13 protein-coding genes and 1 tRNA gene are annotated in these 15,581 nt (G+C 75.3%); 5 read left to right on the forward strand and 9 right to left on the reverse strand.

The window, feature by feature from the left end; translation table 11 throughout:
- Positions 1–2 precede the first annotated feature (2 nt).
- From RDV89_RS09205 to RDV89_RS09235, 7 genes are read right to left on the reverse strand one after another with little or no spacing between them, the layout of a single operon-like run.
- Entirely contained in the window at positions 3–716 is a 714-nt protein-coding gene (locus RDV89_RS09205) for a sirohydrochlorin chelatase (RefSeq protein ID WP_315732684.1), read from the reverse strand.
- Positions 713–1,888, reverse strand: coding sequence for a uroporphyrinogen-III synthase (locus tag RDV89_RS09210; protein ID WP_315732685.1), 1,176 nt, complete (start codon positions 1,886–1,888; stop codon positions 713–715). The genes RDV89_RS09205 and RDV89_RS09210 overlap by 4 nt, the downstream gene beginning before the upstream one ends.
- Complete coding sequence (gene nirD, locus RDV89_RS09215) at positions 1,885–2,253, reverse strand: nitrite reductase small subunit NirD (protein WP_315732687.1); 369 nt, start codon at positions 2,251–2,253, stop codon at positions 1,885–1,887. Before nirD ends, RDV89_RS09210 begins: the two co-directional genes overlap by 4 nt.
- A complete protein-coding gene (gene nirB / locus RDV89_RS09220) occupies positions 2,250–4,877 on the reverse strand; it encodes a nitrite reductase large subunit NirB (RefSeq protein WP_315732689.1) in 2,628 nt (875 codons plus the stop codon). Before nirB ends, nirD begins: the two co-directional genes overlap by 4 nt.
- On the reverse strand, positions 4,874–6,394 hold the full coding sequence (locus RDV89_RS09225; protein ID WP_315732690.1) for an FAD-dependent oxidoreductase: 1,521 nt from the start codon (positions 6,392–6,394) through the stop codon (positions 4,874–4,876). The genes nirB and RDV89_RS09225 overlap by 4 nt, the downstream gene beginning before the upstream one ends.
- Entirely contained in the window at positions 6,391–8,505 is a 2,115-nt protein-coding gene (locus RDV89_RS09230) for a molybdopterin oxidoreductase family protein (protein WP_315732692.1), read from the reverse strand. Before RDV89_RS09230 ends, RDV89_RS09225 begins: the two co-directional genes overlap by 4 nt.
- Positions 8,506–8,530: 25 nt before the next feature.
- Positions 8,531–10,042: an MFS transporter gene (locus RDV89_RS09235; RefSeq protein WP_315732694.1), complete on the reverse strand. Its 1,512-nt coding sequence runs from the start codon at positions 10,040–10,042 to the stop codon at positions 8,531–8,533.
- Positions 10,043–10,225: 183 nt separating this feature from the next.
- Here RDV89_RS09235 and RDV89_RS09240 point away from each other — a divergent pair, with 183 nt between their 5' ends.
- The 3 genes from RDV89_RS09240 to RDV89_RS09250 all read left to right on the forward strand — a co-directional run bounded on the left by RDV89_RS09240 (position 10,226) and on the right by RDV89_RS09250 (position 11,291).
- A complete protein-coding gene (locus RDV89_RS09240; protein ID WP_315732696.1) occupies positions 10,226–10,627 on the forward strand; it encodes a CBS domain-containing protein in 402 nt (133 codons plus the stop codon).
- An 80-nt stretch (positions 10,628–10,707) separates the two neighbouring features.
- Positions 10,708–10,780: transfer RNA gene (locus RDV89_RS09245), tRNA-Arg, on the forward strand.
- A gap of 118 nt (positions 10,781–10,898) precedes the next feature.
- The gene (locus tag RDV89_RS09250; RefSeq protein ID WP_315732697.1) at positions 10,899–11,291 is read left to right on the forward strand and encodes a PPOX class F420-dependent oxidoreductase; all 393 of its coding nucleotides are present in this window, start codon (positions 10,899–10,901) and stop codon (positions 11,289–11,291) included.
- 14 nt (positions 11,292–11,305) lie between these two features.
- Here RDV89_RS09250 and RDV89_RS09255 read toward each other — a convergent pair whose 3' ends face one another.
- Positions 11,306–13,096, reverse strand: a complete 1,791-nt coding sequence (locus RDV89_RS09255; protein ID WP_315732698.1) for a GNAT family N-acetyltransferase — start codon at positions 13,094–13,096, stop codon at positions 11,306–11,308.
- Positions 13,097–13,152: 56 nt separating this feature from the next.
- On the opposite strand from RDV89_RS09255, the gene RDV89_RS09260 reads away from it, so the two are divergent.
- Positions 13,153–13,941, forward strand: coding sequence for an alpha/beta fold hydrolase (locus tag RDV89_RS09260; protein ID WP_315732700.1), 789 nt, complete (start codon positions 13,153–13,155; stop codon positions 13,939–13,941).
- 26 nt (positions 13,942–13,967) lie between these two features.
- On the opposite strand, the gene RDV89_RS09265 is transcribed toward RDV89_RS09260, so the two are convergent.
- Entirely contained in the window at positions 13,968–15,011 is a 1,044-nt protein-coding gene (locus RDV89_RS09265) for a zinc-dependent alcohol dehydrogenase (RefSeq protein WP_315732701.1), read from the reverse strand.
- Positions 15,012–15,118: 107 nt separating this feature from the next.
- On the opposite strand from RDV89_RS09265, the gene RDV89_RS09270 reads away from it, so the two are divergent.
- Positions 15,119–15,490 carry a PH domain-containing protein gene (locus tag RDV89_RS09270; protein ID WP_315732703.1) on the forward strand — a complete coding sequence of 124 codons (372 nt, stop codon included), beginning with the start codon at positions 15,119–15,121 and terminating at the stop codon, positions 15,488–15,490.
- The last annotated feature ends 91 nt before the right edge of the window (positions 15,491–15,581 follow it).

Consider the following 15,581-nt stretch of genomic DNA (forward strand, 5'->3'; position numbering starts at 1 on the left):
GATCAGGCGGCCGCGGGGCTCGGGCCGGGCGTGCGGTCGCCGCGCAGGAGACCCGCCAGCCGGGCGCGGTGGGCGACCAGCTCGACGACCGCCGCGTGGGCGCCGATCACGTCGGCGACGACCTCCGCCCCGGCCGCCCGCGCGGCGTCCGAGCAGCGGCGGGCGAAGAAGCCGGGCGCCAGCAGGTAGGGGACGACGGCGTCGCCGGGGCGCACGACGTCCTCGGGCCGCTCGCCGAGGCCGGAGAGCGTGGCGACCCGCACCGGCGAGCCCCAGAGGCTGCCGAGCATGTGGGCGGTCGCCGCGAGGTCGTCGAGCGAGCCCGGACGGCGGGATCCGGCGGCCACCATCGTGACGGGGCCCCCGGGCGTCGCGCCCGCCTCCCGCAACCGCGCACACATCGCGTCCGCCAGCAGCGGCGACGGGCCGAGCGCGCCGGCCAGCCGGGCGGGCACGGGTGCCGACCGGACGGCCTCGGGCACGTCGGAGTCGACGTGCAGGCCGGAGCTCAGCAGCAGCGGCACGACGACGACGGGGCCACGGGCGGCGGCCAGCACGTCGGTGAGCAGCGGCTCGGCGAGCTCGACGTACGCCGCCACCGCCCGCATGCCGGTGCGCTCGGCCGCCGCGGCGGTCAGGGCCCGCGCCACGGGGCTGCCGGAGCCGTCGCGGGTGCCGTGCGCGACCGTGACCAGGGTCGGTGCCGCGGCGCTCACCGGTCCACCGCCAGCCGGTAGCCGCGCTTGTAGACGGTCTGGACCAGCCGGGTGCCGACTGCGGCCCGCAGCCGGGCGACCGCCATGTCGACGGCGTGGTCGGAGCCCTCGCCGGTGGCGCCCGCGCTGCGCGGCAGCGCGGACAGCAGCTCGCGCCGCGAGACGACCGCGCCCGGGCGCTCGGCCAGTGCGTGCAGGATCGCGAGCGGCGCCGGCGTGAGGGCCGCCTCGGTGCCGTCGACCAGGACCGTGTCGCCCAGCAGGCGCAGGGCGTGACCGGCGACGTCGAGGACGACGCCCTCGTGGCGCAGGGGCAGCTCGGTCTCGAGCAGCTTCACCATCGCCGCCAGCCGCGACCGGTCGGGCTCGACGGTGGGGACGCCCCACAGCTCGAACGCCGCGGCGGTGACCGGACCGACGCACGTGGCGAGCACGTCGGCCTGGAAGGCGGCGATCACGTCGTCGCGCCGCCCGACCGAGGCGGCCGCCTCCATCAGCGAGCCGACCGCGGGCGCGGACGTGAAGGTGACGGCGTGCAGCGACCGGTCGGCGACGCGGTCGATGAGCCCGAACATCGGGGTGGGGTCGTGGGCCGGTTCGACGCGGTAGACCGACACGGAGGTGACGCCGGCCCCGAGGCGCCGCAGCGCGTGGGCGACCATCGAGAGCGACTGGCCGTGCTCCTGGACGACGATGTGCGTGCCCGTCAGGTCGCGCCCGCGCAGGTGGGCGAGCACGTCGTCGAACCGCTCGGAGTCGGGCGCCCACAGCTCGCGCAGCCCGCGGCGGCGCAGCGCCCCGACCGACTTCGGGCCGCGGGCCAGGATCTCCGCGCCGCCCAGGTGCTCGACGAGCCGGTCGAGCAGCCCCCACTGCTCCGCGGCGTCGAACCAGGCCTTCATGCCGATCCCGGTGGTCGCCAGGAAGAGGTCGACCCGGCTGTCCAGCACCTGCTCGGTCGCGGCCCGCAGCTCGTCGTCGGCGACCTGGCGCGGCGTCGCCGACAGCGCCGGCGCCACGACCACGGCGGCCCCGCGGCGCTCGAGCAGGGCGACCTGCTCGTCGACCTTGCGGGCCGCGGTCACGCCGACGGTGAAGCCGGTCAGGGGGCCGGGTTCGGGCACCGGGACCTCCTCGGTCTGGGTCTGGACCTGCGTCACGAGCTGCGTCACGACGGCTGCGGGTCCACGCCGATGTGGACCGCTCCGTCGACGACGCGCACGGGGAACGTCGCCACGCGGACGTCGGGGTCGTCCAGGCAGACGCCGTCACGCAGCCCGAAGGGCTGCTTCAGCATCGGCGAGGCCACGAACGGCACGTCGCCGCGTGTGCCCACGATCCCACGGGCCAGCACCGAGGCGTGCGCGTAGGGGCAGCGGTTGTCGAGGGCGTACCACTCGTCGTCGTAGGTGCGGAACAGCGCGACCGCCCGCCCGCCGACGAGGGCGGCGACGCCGCGCTCGCGCGGCAGGTCGTCGGTGCGGCACACCGCGGTCCACACGGTGGCAGTGGTGGCGGCCGTGCCGATGGCGGTCATCGGGGTGCTCCCACGGGGATCGTGGCGCCCAGGTCGACGGACTCGGTGGGAGCGCCGGGCTCCGGCACGATCTGGCCGCGGGTGGTGCCGAACGAGATGGCCGGGTCGGGCACGTCGGGGGCGTTGACGAACGACACGAAGCGGGACAGCTTCTCCGGGTCGTCGAGGGTGGCGCGCCACTCGTCGAAGTAGGTGTCGACGTGGCGCGCCATCGCCGCCTCGAGCTCGCTGCCGAGCCCGAGGGCGTCGTCGACGACCACCTCGCGCACCCGCTCCAGCCCGCCATCGAGCGACTCGACCCAGGGCGCCGTGCGCTGCAGCCGGTCGGCGGTGCGGATGTAGTACATGAGGAACCGGTCGAGGTAGCGCACCAGGTCCTCGGTGCCGACGTCGCCGACCAGCAGCTCGGCGTGCCGCGGCGTCGCGCCGCCGTTGCCCGCCACGTACAGGTTCCAGCCCTTCTCGGTGGCGATGACGCCGAAGTCCTTGCTGCGCGCCTCGGCGCACTCGCGGGCGCAGCCGGAGACGCCGCCCTTGAGCTTGTGGGGGCTGCGCAGGCCGCGGTAGCGCAGCTCGAGGTCGATGGCGAGCTGCACCGAGTCCTGCACGCCGTAGCGGCACCAGGTGGACCCGACGCACGACTTCACGGTGCGCAGCGACTTGCCGTAGGCGTGGCCCGACTCGAACCCGGCGTCCACCAGCCGGGTCCAGATCAGGGGCAGCTCCTCCATCCGCGCGCCGAACAGGTCGATCCGCTGGCCGCCGGTGATCTTGGTGTAGAGCCCGAAGTCGCGCGCCACCTCGCCGATCACGATCAGCTTCTCGGGGGTGATCTCGCCGCCGGGGATGCGGGGGACGACGGAGTAGGTGCCGTTCTTCTGGATGTTGGCGAGGTACGCGTCGTTGGTGTCCTGCAGCGCGCCGGTCTCGCCCTCGAGCACGTGCCCGTTGAGCTGGCTGGCCAGGATCGAGGCGACGGTGGGGCGGCACACGTCGCAGCCGCGGCCCGAGCCGTGGGCCTCGACCACCTCGGTGAAGGTGCGGTAGCCGTGCACCGCGACGACGTCGAAGAGCTCCTGGCGGGTCAGGGCGAAGTGCTCGCAGAGGCTGCGGTCGACCTCCTTGCCGACGGACGCGAAGTAGTCCTCGACGATCCCCTTGACCGTCGGCACGCAGGAGCCGCAGGTCGTGCCGGCGCCGGTGCAGGCCTTGACGGCGCCGAGGTCCTCGCAGGTGTGCTCCCCGTCGACGTCGACCGCGTCCAGCAGGTCGCGCTTCGTCACGTTGTTGCACGAGCACACGACGGCCTCGTCGGGCAGGCCGAGCTGCAGGGCGCCGCGCGACTCCGGGAGGATCAGCTCCTCCGGGTTCTCGGGCAGCAGCATCTGGCTGGCGACCATGGGCCGCAGCAGGCCGTACGCCGACGCGTCGCCCACCAGGATCCCCCCGAGCAGCACCCACGCGTCGTCGCGGGCGGTGCCGTCCGCGTCGGGACCGGCGGGGGCGACGACGAGCTTCTTGTAGAGCCCGGCCACGGCGTCGGAGAAGACGAGCTCCAGGGCGTCGGGCGTGGTGGCGAACGCGTCGCCGAAGGAGGCGACGTCGACGCCGAGCAGCTTCAGCTTGGTGGACATGTCGGCGCCGGTGAACGCGCCCGCGCTGCCGCCCAGGAGGGTGTCGACGACGATCTCGGCCATCGCGTAGCCGGGCGCGACGAGGCCGTACATCACCCCGGCGGGCGCCGCGCACTCGCCGATCGCCCACACGCGGGGGTCGGAGACCGAGCGCAGCTGCTCGTCGACCAGCACGCCACCGCGCGGGGCGACCTCCAGCTCCGCGTCGCGGGCGAGGGCGTCGCGCGGGCGGATCCCGGCCGAAAAGACGACCAGGTCGGCGTGGATCGGGTCGGCGTCGCGCAGGCCGAGGCCGGCGACGCGGCCGGTGCCGTCGTCGAGCACCTCGGTGGAGGCGACGCCGCAGTGCACCGTGAGGCCGAGCTTCTCGATGTGGCGCACCAGCACGGCGCCGCCGGTCTCGTCGAGCTGCACGGGCATGAGGCGCGGGGCCATCTCCACGACGTGGGTGTCGACGCCGAGCTGGTGCAGGGCGTTGGCGGCCTCGAGGCCGAGCAGGCCGCCGCCGATCACGACGCCGCGGCGGCGGGTGCCGTCGGGCCCCGGCGCCGCTGCCGCGCGGATCGCCTCGAGGTCCTCGATGGTGCGGTAGACGAAGCAGCCGTCGAGGTCCTTGCCGGGCACCGGCGGCACGAACGGGGCGGCGCCGGTGGCCAGCACGAGCTCGTCGTAGCCGACGGTCTCGCCCGCGGCGGTCGTCACGGTGCGCGTCGCGCGGTCGATCGCGACCACCGCGGTGGTGAGGCGCAGCTCGACGCGGGGGTCGGCGTACGCCCCCTCGGGCAGCAGCGAGAGCGCCTCCGCGCCGACCTCGAAGAACGAGGTGAGCGCGACGCGGTCGTAGGCGGCGCGCGGCTCGTCGGCGAGCACGACGACGTCGTGCGTCTCCGTGAGGCCGCGCTCGACGGCGGCGGCCACGAACCGGTGGCCGACCATGCCGTGGCCGACCACGACGATGCGGGGTCGGCGGCCGTCGGTGGTGGGGCTCATCTCGTTCCTCCAGTGGGTGCGGGGACGGGGTGGTCGGTGGGTGCGGCTGCCGGTCCGGCTGCGGCTGGGGGGTCGGTCGCGAGCAGGGCGCGTACGGCCGGGGCGCAGCCGCCGCAGCCGGTCGTCGCGCGCGTGGTGGCCCGGGCCTGCTCGAGCGAGGAGCAGGCCCGCAGGGCGCCGGCGCTGACGCCCGCGCAGGCGCAGACCTCGGCGTCGTCGGGCAGGTCGGCGGGTCCGCTCGCGCCGCTGCGGGTCTCGGGCAGCAGCAGGTCGCCGGCCTCGTGGGGGCCGAGCACGGTGCCGCGGTCGAAGAGCTGCGTGACGAGCCCGACGCGCGAGAGGTCGCCGACCAGCGCGGCGGCGACGATGCGGCCCTCGCGCACGACCAGGCGGCGGTGCGACCGGGCGATCGGGTTGGTCATCTCGACGACGTCGCCGCCCTGCGGGTCGGTCGGGTCGCCCAGCACCGCGACGTCGAGACCGGTGGCCCGCAGCCGCGCGACCTCGCGCACCCCGGCGTACGCCCGCTCCTCGCCCAGCAGCCGGGCGGCCAGGGTGGTCGCCTGGTCCCAGGCCGGGCCGACGAAGCCGGAGACGCGACCGGCGTGCTGCGCGCAGTCGCCGATCGCGTGGACCCGGGGGTCGGCGGTGGTCAGGGTGTCGTCGACGACGACGCCGCGGCGCACCTCCAGGCCAGCCGCGCGGGCCAGCGCGGTCGACGGGCGACCGCCCGCGGTCAGCACGACGAGGTCGGTGGCGAGGACGTGCCCGTTGTCGAGCCGCACGCCGACGGCGTGGTCGGGCGCGGGGCTCGCGACGAGCCGGGTGGCGCGGGCGCCGGTGTAGACGGTCGTGCCGAGCCGGGCCAGGTCGCGGGTGAGCACCTGGGCGCCGGGCCGGTCGAGCTGGCGGTGCAGGACGTGGTCGGCGCCCTCGACGACCTCGGTCACCACCGCGTGCTGGCCGCGGCGCGCGCCGAGCGCCCGGGCGACCTGCAGGCCCAGGAGGCCGCCGCCGACCACGACGGCGCGGCGCACGGGGGTGCGACCCCCCTCCTGCGCGTCGGCCAGCGCGTCCGTCAGCCCGCGGCAGTCGGTCATCGACCGGAAGGCGTGCACCCGCGGGTGCAGCGAGCCGTCGGGACGCACCAGACCCCGCACCGGCGGCAGCGTGGGGATCGATCCGGTGGCCAGCACGAGGCGGTCGTAGGCCACCCGCTCGCGGGAGGCGAGCTCGACCTCGCGGGCCTCGCGGTCGACGGCGACGACCCGGACGCCGGTGCGCAGGGCGACGCCGGCGTCGGCGTACCAGCGCTCGTCGCGCAGCGTCGTCGCCCGCTCCTCGTGCGTGCCCTCGAGGACGGCGGAGAGCAGGATCCGGTTGTACGGGGCGCCCTGCTCCTCGCCGAGGACGGTGAGGGCACCGCCCCGGCGCAGCCAGCCGCCGGCGACGAGCGCCTCGACGAGGCGCACGGCGGCCATGCCGTTGCCGACGACGACGAGGTGCTCGGGGCTCATGCGCTCACCGCCGCGGCGCAGACCTTGAACTCGGGCATCCGGCTGGCGGGGTCGAGCGCGTCGTTGGTCAGCCGGTTCGCGCCGACCCAGTGGAACGGCACGAAGACCGTGTCGGGGCGGATGCCGTCGACGACCCGGGCCGGGGCGCGCAGCTCGCCGCGGCGGGTGCGGACCGTCAGCACCTCGCCGTCGGCCGTGCCGAGACGGCGGGCGAGCAGGGGGTGCAGCTCGACGAACGGGCCCGTGTCCGCGAGCTCGCGGATCCGCCGGGTCTGGGCGCCGGACTGGTACTGCCCGAGGACGCGACCGGTCGTCAGGTGCAGGGGGTACGCCTCGCACGGCTGCTCCGCGGCGCCGCGGTAGGACGTGACGAGGAAGCGGGCGCGCCCGTCGGGGTGGCCGAAGCGCTCCGCGAACAGGCGCGGGGTGCCGGGGTGCGCCGTGCCGTCCGCCGCGGGCGCGGGACAGGGCCAGAACACGCCGTGCTCGGCCCGGATCCGGTCGTAGGTGATGCCCGCGTAGTCGGCGACGCCGCCTGCCGAGGCCCGTCCGAGCTCGGCGAAGACCTCCTCGGGGTCGCTCGACCAGGTGACGGCCTCGGTGCCGGGGGCCTTCAGCCGCTCGGCGAGCCCGGTGATCACCTCGAGGTCGGTGCGCACGCCGGACGGCGGGGTGATCGCCCGCTGGCGCAGGACGACGCGGCCCTCGAGGTTGGTCATGGTGCCGGTCTCCTCGGCCCACTGCGTCACGGGCAGCACGACGTCGGCCAGCGCCGCGGTCTCGGAGAGCACGAGGTCGGCGACGACCAGCAGGTCGAGGGAGCGCAGGCGCTCGGTGACGTGCAGCGCGTTGGGCGCGGAGACGACGATGTTGGAGCCCAGGACGAGCATCGCCCGCGGGCCGGCGGGGGCCGTCGGCGTGGCGGGGCGCCCGAGCGCGTCGAGCAGCTCGTACGCGCTGCGGCCCTTGCCCGGCAGCAGGTCCGGGTCGACGCCCCAGACCGCGGCGACGTGCGCGCGGGCCCCCGGGTCCTCGATGGAGCGGTAGCCGGGCAGCTGGTCGGCCTTCTGGCCGTGCTCGCGCCCGCCCTGGCCGTTGCCCTGCCCGGTCAGGCAGCCATAGCCGGCGCCGGTGCGCCCCGGCATGCCCAGCGCGAGCGCGACGTTGATCCAGGCCAGCACGGTGTCGGAGCCCTGGCTGTGCTGCTCGACGCCGCGGGCGGTCAGCACGAGCACGCGACCGCCGGCCCGCTGCGTCGCGATCAGCAGGTCGGCGAGCGCGCGCACCTCGTCGGCCGCGATCCCGCAGACCCGCTCGACGCGCTCCGGCCACCACGCGGCGACCTCGTCGCGCACGGCGTCGAAGCCGGTGGTGCGCTCGGCGACGTACGCCTCGTCCACCGCGCCGGCGGCCATCACCAGGTGCAGCACCCCCAGCGCCAGCGCCAGGTCGGTGCCGGGGACGGGCGCGAGGTGCAGGTCCGCGCGGTCGGCGGTCGGGGTGCGCCGCGGGTCGACGACGACCACCCGGCCGCCGCGCTCGCGCAGCCGGTCGAGGTGACGGGCCGCCGGGGGCGCGGTCTCGGCGAGGTTGGAGCCGGCGAGCACCAGCACGTCGGCCTGCTCGACGTCGGCCAGCGGGAAGGGCAGGCCGCGGTCGAGGCCGAGGGCCCGCAGCCCCGCCGAGGCCGCGGAGCTCATGCACCAGCGGCCGTTGTAGTCGATCTGGCTGGTGCCGAGCGCGACCCGGGCGAGCTTGCCGAGGGCGTACGCCTTCTCGTTGGTCAGGCCGCCCGCCCCGAACACGGCCACGGCGTCGGGGCCGTGCTCGGCGCGCAGGTCGACGAGCCGGCCGGCGACCAGGTCGAGCGCCTCGTCCCAGGTCGCCGGCCGGAGCTCGCCGCGGCTGCCGTCCTCGCCGCGGTCGCGCACCAGTGGCGTCGTGAGCCGCTCGCGGTGGCCGCGCAGGCCGGTGCTCGTCCAGCCCTTGCGGCACATCGCGCCCGCGTTGGTCGGGAACTCCGCCCACGGCTCGACCGTGAGGGCGCGGCCCTCGCGGGTCAGCCTCATGCCGCACTGCAGGGAGCAGTAGGGGCAGTGGGTGGTGGTCACGGTCGACTCCTGTCGGTCCGAGCGCTCAGACGTGCGCGGCGGCGCTGCCGCGGCGCAGGTACACGGCGTACGTGACGACCCCGCAGAGCACGTAGTAGGCGGCGAAGACGGCGAACGCGCCCTGCGTGGCGGCCAGCGGGTCGTCGACCCACGGGGCGCTGAAGGCCAGCGGGATGAGGAAGCCGCCGATCGCGCCGACGGCGCCGATCACGCCGAGGGCGGCGGAGGCCTGCTGCGCGGCGGTGCGCACCGCCTCCGTGCGCTCGGGGGTGCCGGGCGTCGTGGCCCTCTCGGCGCCACGGCGCCAGATCGCGGGGATCATCTTGTAGGTCGAGCCGTTGCCGATGCCGGTGCAGGCGAAGACCACGAGGAAGAAGCCGAGGAAGAGCGGGAACAGGTCCTGGTTCTGCGCCGCGATCATGGGGTCGGCGGTCGGGTTGGGCGTCAGCTGGAGCACCGTGGCGAGCACCGCGAACGTGCCGAGGGCGAGACCGACGAAGGCGAGGAGCGTGACGCGGGCGCCGCCGAAGCGGTCGGCCAACCAGCCGCCGAACGGGCGGGTGACCGAGCCGACGGCCGCGCCGAGGAAGGCGTAGTAGGCGAAGTAGATGCCCGTGCCGAGCGGCGCGGGTTCCGGCACCCAGAAGTTCAGGCGGATCAGCAGCGGCATCGCGGCCGAGTAGCCGATGAAGGACCCGAAGGTGCCGATGTAGAGCACCGACATCACCCAGGTGTGCGGCTGGCGCACGATGCGCAGCTGCTCGCGCGGCTTCACGACGGCGGTGCCGAGGTTGTCCATCCACAGCCAGGCGGCCACCGTGGCGGCCACGGCCAGCGCGGCGTACACCAGCGCCGCCCGCTCCAGGTGGATGCCGCCCTGCGAGGCCTGGACGAGGCCGAAGATGCCCGCGCCACCGACGATGACCGGCAGCAGCAGCTGGATGAGGGCCACGCCGAGGTTGCCGCCCGCGGCGTTGAGGCCGAGCGCGGCGCCCTTCTTCGCGGTCGGGTAGAAGTAGTTGATGTTGGCCATCGAGCTGGCGAAGTTGCCGCCGCCGAAGCCGGCGGTCGCGGCGATGACGCAGAACAGCCAGTACGGCGTGCTCTCGTTGGTGACGGCCGCCGCGAACCCGAGCGTGGGCACGAGCAGCAGCGCCGCCGAGACGATCGTCCAGTTGCGGCCGCCGAACAGGCCGACGGCGAAGGTGTACGGCACCCGCAGCAGCGAGCCGACCAGGTTCGGGATCGCGACGAGCAGGAACAGTTGCTGCGGCGAGAACGCGAAGCCCATGGCGACGAGGTAGGCGGAGCTGACGCTCCAGATCAGCCAGACGGAGAAGCCGAGGTGCTCCGCGAAGATCGACCAGGCCAGGTTGCGGCGGGCGACCGGCTGCCCGGTCTGCGCCCAGAAGGCCTCGTCCTCGGGGCGCCAGTCGTCGATCCAACGGCGGGTGCGGCGGCGTCGGGCGGCGGTGCCGGACGTCGTGTCGGTCGCGGTCGTCCGGTCCGAGCCGGGCGGGGGAGCGATCAGGGTCACGAGGAGCCTCCTGGGCCACGGGGTTCGTGTGACCAGGAGCCTGGGCTGCGGGTGTTACGCCGGCGTCCGGCGTGTTTCACGCCCGTGTCACTTTTCGCTCACGACCTCACAAGGGGCCCGTGAGGCTGCGTGGGTCCCGGCGCCGGTTTCCCTCCGACGGCCCGGTCCGGCAGGCTGGCGCCCGTGTCCGGCAGCGTGCGTGAGGTGATGGTCACCGTCCCCAAGGTGACGCCCGCCGACGCGACCGTCGCGGAGCTGCGGGCCTTCTTCGCCAACGACCACGTGCACGCCGCCCTGCTCGTCGACGGCGAGCGGCTCGTCGCCGTCGTGGAGCGCGCCGACCTGGCCGGTCACGCGGACACCGTCGCGGGCCGCGAGGTCGGGCGCCTGGACGACCGGGTGGTCGCCGTGGACGCCGACGCCGAGCGTGTACGCCTCGAGCTCGCCGCCGCGGGCCGCCGCCGGCTCGCGGTCCTCGACGCCGACGGCGGCCTGGTCGGCCTGCTCTGCCTCAAGCGCAGCGGCACGGGCTTCTGCGACGACGACGGCGTGGCGGCGCGGGCCGCGGAGCGCGGCGGCTGCTGAGGCCGCGGCCGGAAGTCGATTTCGCCTCGGCGCCCGCGTCGGCTATGGTTTCTCGGGTCGCTCGCTGACGTGTGCGACATGCGCCTGTAGCTCAACGGATAGAGCATCTGACTACGGATCAGAAGGTTTGGGGTTCGAATCCCTACAGGCGCGCAGGACACGAAGGGCCCCGGTCGACGACCGGGGCCCTTCGTCGTTCCCGGTCCTCGCGCCCACCCCGGCGCTCACGCTCGCCTGGCATCCTGGCCCGACCGCACCCGGGAGGACGCCGATGACCACGCTCGCCGACGAGAAGTACGTCGTGCTCACCACCTTCACCAAGGACGGCCGCGCGAAGCCCACGCCCGTGTGGGTCGTGCCGTTCGACGGGGCGCTGGCGGTGTGGACCGTCGCCGACTCGTGGAAGGTCAAGCGGGTGCGCGGCACGGGCCGGGTGCGGGTGCAGGGCTCGGACGTGCGCGGCCGCACGACCCACGGCCCCGTCCACGAGGGCACCGCCCGGGTGCTCGACGCGGACGACTCGGCCCGGGTCGCGCAGGCCACCGCCCGCAAGTACGGCATCCTCGGCCGCCTCACGGTCGGCGCCAGCCGGCTGCGCCGCGGCCGCACCGGGACGGTGGGGCTCCTGCTCGACGTGCGGCCGGTCGACGGGCCGGCGGTCTAGCCGCGCGGCCGCGCTCAGAGCGGCCGCTTCATCCCCACGTGCGAGTCGGTGTACCCCAGCCGCGCGTAGAACGCCTGCGCCCGGTCACGCTCGCGGTCGGTCGTCAGCTGCGCGAGCCGGGCCCCGCGCGCCACGCCGTGCGCGTGCGCCCACTCCAGCATCGCCGTGCCCAGGCCGTCGGCGCGATGGCCGGTCGCGACGCGTACGCCCTCGACCTGCAGCCGCGTGGCCCCACTGCGGGACAGGCCCGGCAGCACCGTCAGCTGGAAGGTGCCGACCACCGCTCCGTCCCCGCCCTCCTCGCGCACCACGGCCAGGAGGTGCGCGGGGTCGCGGGCCACGGCGTCGTAGGCGGCCTCGTAGTGGGCCAGCTCGGCGCCCTCGCGCGGTCGGCTGATCTCGTCGTCGGCGAGCAGGGCGACGAGGGCGGGCACGTCGGCACGCGCCGCGCGCTCGACGCGGTAGGTCCGCCCGCCCAGCCGCAGCCGGCCCCCGACCGAGGCGCGGGCCTCGGCCCGCAGCCGCGCGACGAGCGCGTCGAGCCAGCCGCCGACGTTGCGCCGCGCCTCGGCGGTGTCGGGGTAGCGGCAGCGCAGGTGCAGGCCCGACTCGTCGAGGACGAACCAGAGCATCACGCCGTCGGTGCGGATGGCGGCGCCGACGTACTGCGCCTCGAGCCCGGTGGCGTCGACGCGCACCGGCAGCCGGCGCAGGTCCAGCCAGGAGACCGCGAACATCCCGGGAGCGGCGGGCATCCCGCCCCACGGGGCCAGCACGTCGGCCAGCGGCCAGGAGCCGAGGCGTACGGCCTCCTTGACCGCCGCGGCGCAGGCCGCCGGATCGGGGTCCGTGGACTCCAGCACGGAGTTGGTGATGAACCAGCCGACCGAGTCGTGCCAGGTCGCGCCGCTGTCGGGGGTCGGCGTGCGGCTGTGCACCGGGAACACCGCACGCAGCGGCCCGCCCGCCAGGTCGCGGGTGACCTCGGTCATCGCGGAGACGACGAGCGCCAGCGTCGAGACGCCGAGCTCGCGGGCCTGGATGCCGATCGCGGCGGCCGCGTCGACGTCGAGCACGTCGCGGACCTCGACCCGCTCGCGCTGCGGCGCGGCCACGTCGCCCAGCGGCATCGGGAAGCACGGCATCACGTCGCCGGAGGCCTCGAGCACCTCGGTCCAGCGGCGGCGGACGTCGGTGGGTGCCAGCGGCCGGTCCGCGAGGGCGCGGGTGTGCTCGGCGAAGGGGGCCGCGGGGACGGTGGGCGGGGGCGTACCCGCCTCGACCGCCGCCAGGGCGGCCAGCAGGTCGCGTGCGACGACGAGCATCGACCACATGTCGACGTGGGCGTGGTCGGCGCCGACGACGACGGTCGGGCCGTCGGCCGTCTCGAGCACGCACAGCCGGTGGGAGGGCCGCTGGTAGGGCCCGCACGCAGCGTCGAGGACGTCACGCAGGGCGTCGTTGACCGCCTGGCCGGGGCCGACGGGGTGCTCGACCCACGCGCCCGGCGCGACCGCGACCTCGTGCAGCACCGGGTCGCCGTCGACGCCCGGGCTGAACACCGAGCGCAGGGTGCCGTGCCGCGCGACCACGGCCAGCCACGCCGTGGCGAGGTGTCCCCGGTCGACGGGACCGGGCAGCCGGAAGGACAGCGCCATCCACGACCCCGGCCGGTCGCCGGCCCGCACGTGCCGGCCCTGGTCGAAGGAGACCGGCAGGGCAGCGCCGCGGTCGCCGACCACGACGTCGTAGCCCCAGAGCCGACCGAACGGGAGTCGCAGGTGCGCCACGTTGGTCAGCCGCATGCTCGTACCCTAGGGCTCCCGGGCCCAGGCCCCCGCGACCCCGTGAAGGAGCAGGTGTGCCGACGTCCGTGGCGACCTTCGCCGTGCCGGGGGCCGAGCTCGACGTCGAGCTGAGCGACGAGGGCGGCCGGCCCGTCGTCCAGCTCCACGGCCTGACCTCCAGCCGCCACCGCGACCGGCTGCTCGACCTCGACCTGGGTCGGGGACTGAGCGGTACGCGCCTGCTGCGCTACGACGCCCGCGGGCACGGTCGTTCGACCGGACGTCCGGTGCCAGAGGACTACCGCTGGAGCGTGCTGGCCGACGACCTGCTGCGGCTGCTGGACGCATACTTCCCCGGCGAACGGGTGCACGGCGTCGGCCCGTCGATGGGCACCGGGACGCTGCTGCACGCCGCGGTGCGCGACCCCGGGCGCTTCAGCGGGCTCACGCTGCTGGTGCCGCCGACGGCCTGGGAGACCCGGGTCGCGAAGGCGGACGACTACCGGCGGGCGGCGCAGGTGGTGGAGGAGCACGGCGCGGCCGTCTTCGTCGAGGCCGGGCGGCTGGCGCCGCGTCCGCCCGCCACCCTCGGGGCCCCCGAGACCGTGCCGGACGTGCGCGACGAGCTGCTGCCGGCGCTGCTGCGCGGCGCCGCGTTGTGCGACCTGCCGTCGCGTGAGCAGGTGGCGACGATCGCGGTGCCGACCACCGTCCTGGCCTGGACCGACGACCCGGCCCACCCCGTCTCGACCGCCGAGGCGCTGGCCGCGCTGATGCCGCACGCGACGCTCGGCGTCGCGTCGACCCCGGCCGAGGTGCACCGGTGGCCGGCCGCGCTGCGCGAGGACGTGGCGCGGCCGTAGCGCCGGGTCCCAGCGGTCGCCGGGCCTCAGCGGGTCGGGTCGACCAGCACCTTCGCGTGGCTGGTGCGGCCCGAGTCGAGCTCGTCCATCAGCGCCGCGAGGTCGCCCAGCCCGACGGTGCCGGTGTGCAGGGTGTCGACGCGCACCGACCCGTCCGCGATCGAGCGCATGGCGCCCAGGAAGTCGGCGTGGGTGTACGCCAGGGAGCCCACCACCGTGAGCTCCCGCACCTGCCAGTCGCCGTAGCTGACCTGCGAGTCCGTCATCGGGAAGCCGAGCAGCGACAGGGTGCCGCCCCGGCGGACCAGCTCGGCCGACGACTGGAACAGCCCGGCGGCGCCGGTGCACTCGTAGACCACGTCGGCGCCCAGGCCGGCGGTCACGTCGAGCACGTGCTGGCGGAAGGCGTCGCCCGGCTCGGAGACGTCGGTGAAGCCGAGCTCCTCGGCGGCGCGACGGCGCTCGGGGTTGGGCTCGACGACGAGCACGAGGCCCGCGCCCGCGTGCCGCGCGTGCTGCGCGGCGAGGAGCCCGATCGGTCCCGCGCCCTGCACGACCACGACCGCGCCGAGCGGTTGGCGGGTGCGCCGCACCGCGTGGAACGTGACGGCGGTCGGCTCGACGAGCGCGGCCTGCACGTCGGTGAGCCCGTCGAGCACGGGCATCACGCGGCGGGCGGCCACGACGATCCCGGTCGCGAACCCACCGTGGGCGGGCGCGTCGGGCGTGACCCCGTTCGCCTCCGCGAACGCGGTGTCGCAGTGGTCCTCGTGCCCGGCGACGCACATCGCGCACGCGCCGCACGACGGCCCGACGCACGCGATGACCCGCTGACCGGGCGCGACCGTCGTGACGTCGTCGGCCACCCGGCGCACCGTCCCGGTCCACTCGTGCCCGAACACGGCGGGCGGCACCTTCCCGCCGGACGTGTAGTTGTGCGTGTCCGTGGCGCAGACCCCGCAGTACGTCACCGCGACCTCGACCGCGCCGGGCGGCAGCGTGTCCGGCACCTCCTCGCTCGTCAGCTCGACCTGGGACTCACCGGACACACGGGCGTAGGAGATGGTCATAGTTTCAACTGTAGGTCGGGGATAGCTCCCGTCGCGGGCCGGGGGAAGTTTGCCGGGGTTCATCAAAAGCGCGGCCGCCCGGGGCCCGGTGACGTCATAGTGCCGACATGGAGACCGCGCCCATCACTGCCTGGACCCTCGTGCAGGAGATCCCCGTGCCCGCTGACGTCCACGACCTGCTCGTCGATGGCGAGCAGGCCGTGGCGGCCTACAAGACCTTTCGCGACTCGGCCGTCTTCACGACGAAGCGCTTGATCGTCCGCGACGCCCAGGGACTGACGGGCAAGAAGGTCGAGGTCTACTCGCTGCCGTACAGCCGGATCGACATGTGGTCCTCGGAGAACGCGGGGAAGTTCCTCGACGTCAACGCCGAGCTCGAGCTGTGGACTCGCGCCGGGCACATCAAGATCAAGCTGGACAGAAAGGTCGACATTCGCCGACTCGACAAGCTGATCGCCTGGGCCGTGCTCCAGGCGTGAGCGCCCGGCCTAGGTGTTCTGTCCACGCAGGTTGGGTACGAGGTCGGCTGGTGATCGGCCGCCGAGTGCGGTGTGACCGCGGTGGTGATTG

The sequence above is a fragment of the Nocardioides imazamoxiresistens genome (assembly GCF_032378595.1).
Lineage (GTDB): Bacteria > Actinomycetota > Actinomycetes > Propionibacteriales > Nocardioidaceae > Nocardioides > Nocardioides imazamoxiresistens.

What these genes read in the sequence shown, in the direction of transcription:
- RDV89_RS09250 (WP_315732697.1), top strand. Translation starts at nt 10,899, where the DNA reads ATGACCACGCTCGCCGACGAGAAGTACGTCGTGCTCACCACCTTCACC.
- RDV89_RS09225 (WP_315732690.1), bottom strand. Translation starts at nt 6,394, where the DNA reads ATGAGCCCCGAGCACCTCGTCGTCGTCGGCAACGGCATGGCCGCCGTG.
- nirD (WP_315732687.1), bottom strand. Translation starts at nt 2,253, where the DNA reads ATGACCGCCATCGGCACGGCCGCCACCACTGCCACCGTGTGGACCGCG.
- RDV89_RS09255 (WP_315732698.1), bottom strand. Translation starts at nt 13,096, where the DNA reads ATGCGGCTGACCAACGTGGCGCACCTGCGACTCCCGTTCGGTCGGCTC.
- RDV89_RS09270 (WP_315732703.1), top strand. Translation starts at nt 15,119, where the DNA reads ATGGAGACCGCGCCCATCACTGCCTGGACCCTCGTGCAGGAGATCCCC.
- nirB (WP_315732689.1), bottom strand. Translation starts at nt 4,877, where the DNA reads ATGAGCCCCACCACCGACGGCCGCCGACCCCGCATCGTCGTGGTCGGC.
- RDV89_RS09265 (WP_315732701.1), bottom strand. Translation starts at nt 15,011, where the DNA reads ATGACCATCTCCTACGCCCGTGTGTCCGGTGAGTCCCAGGTCGAGCTG.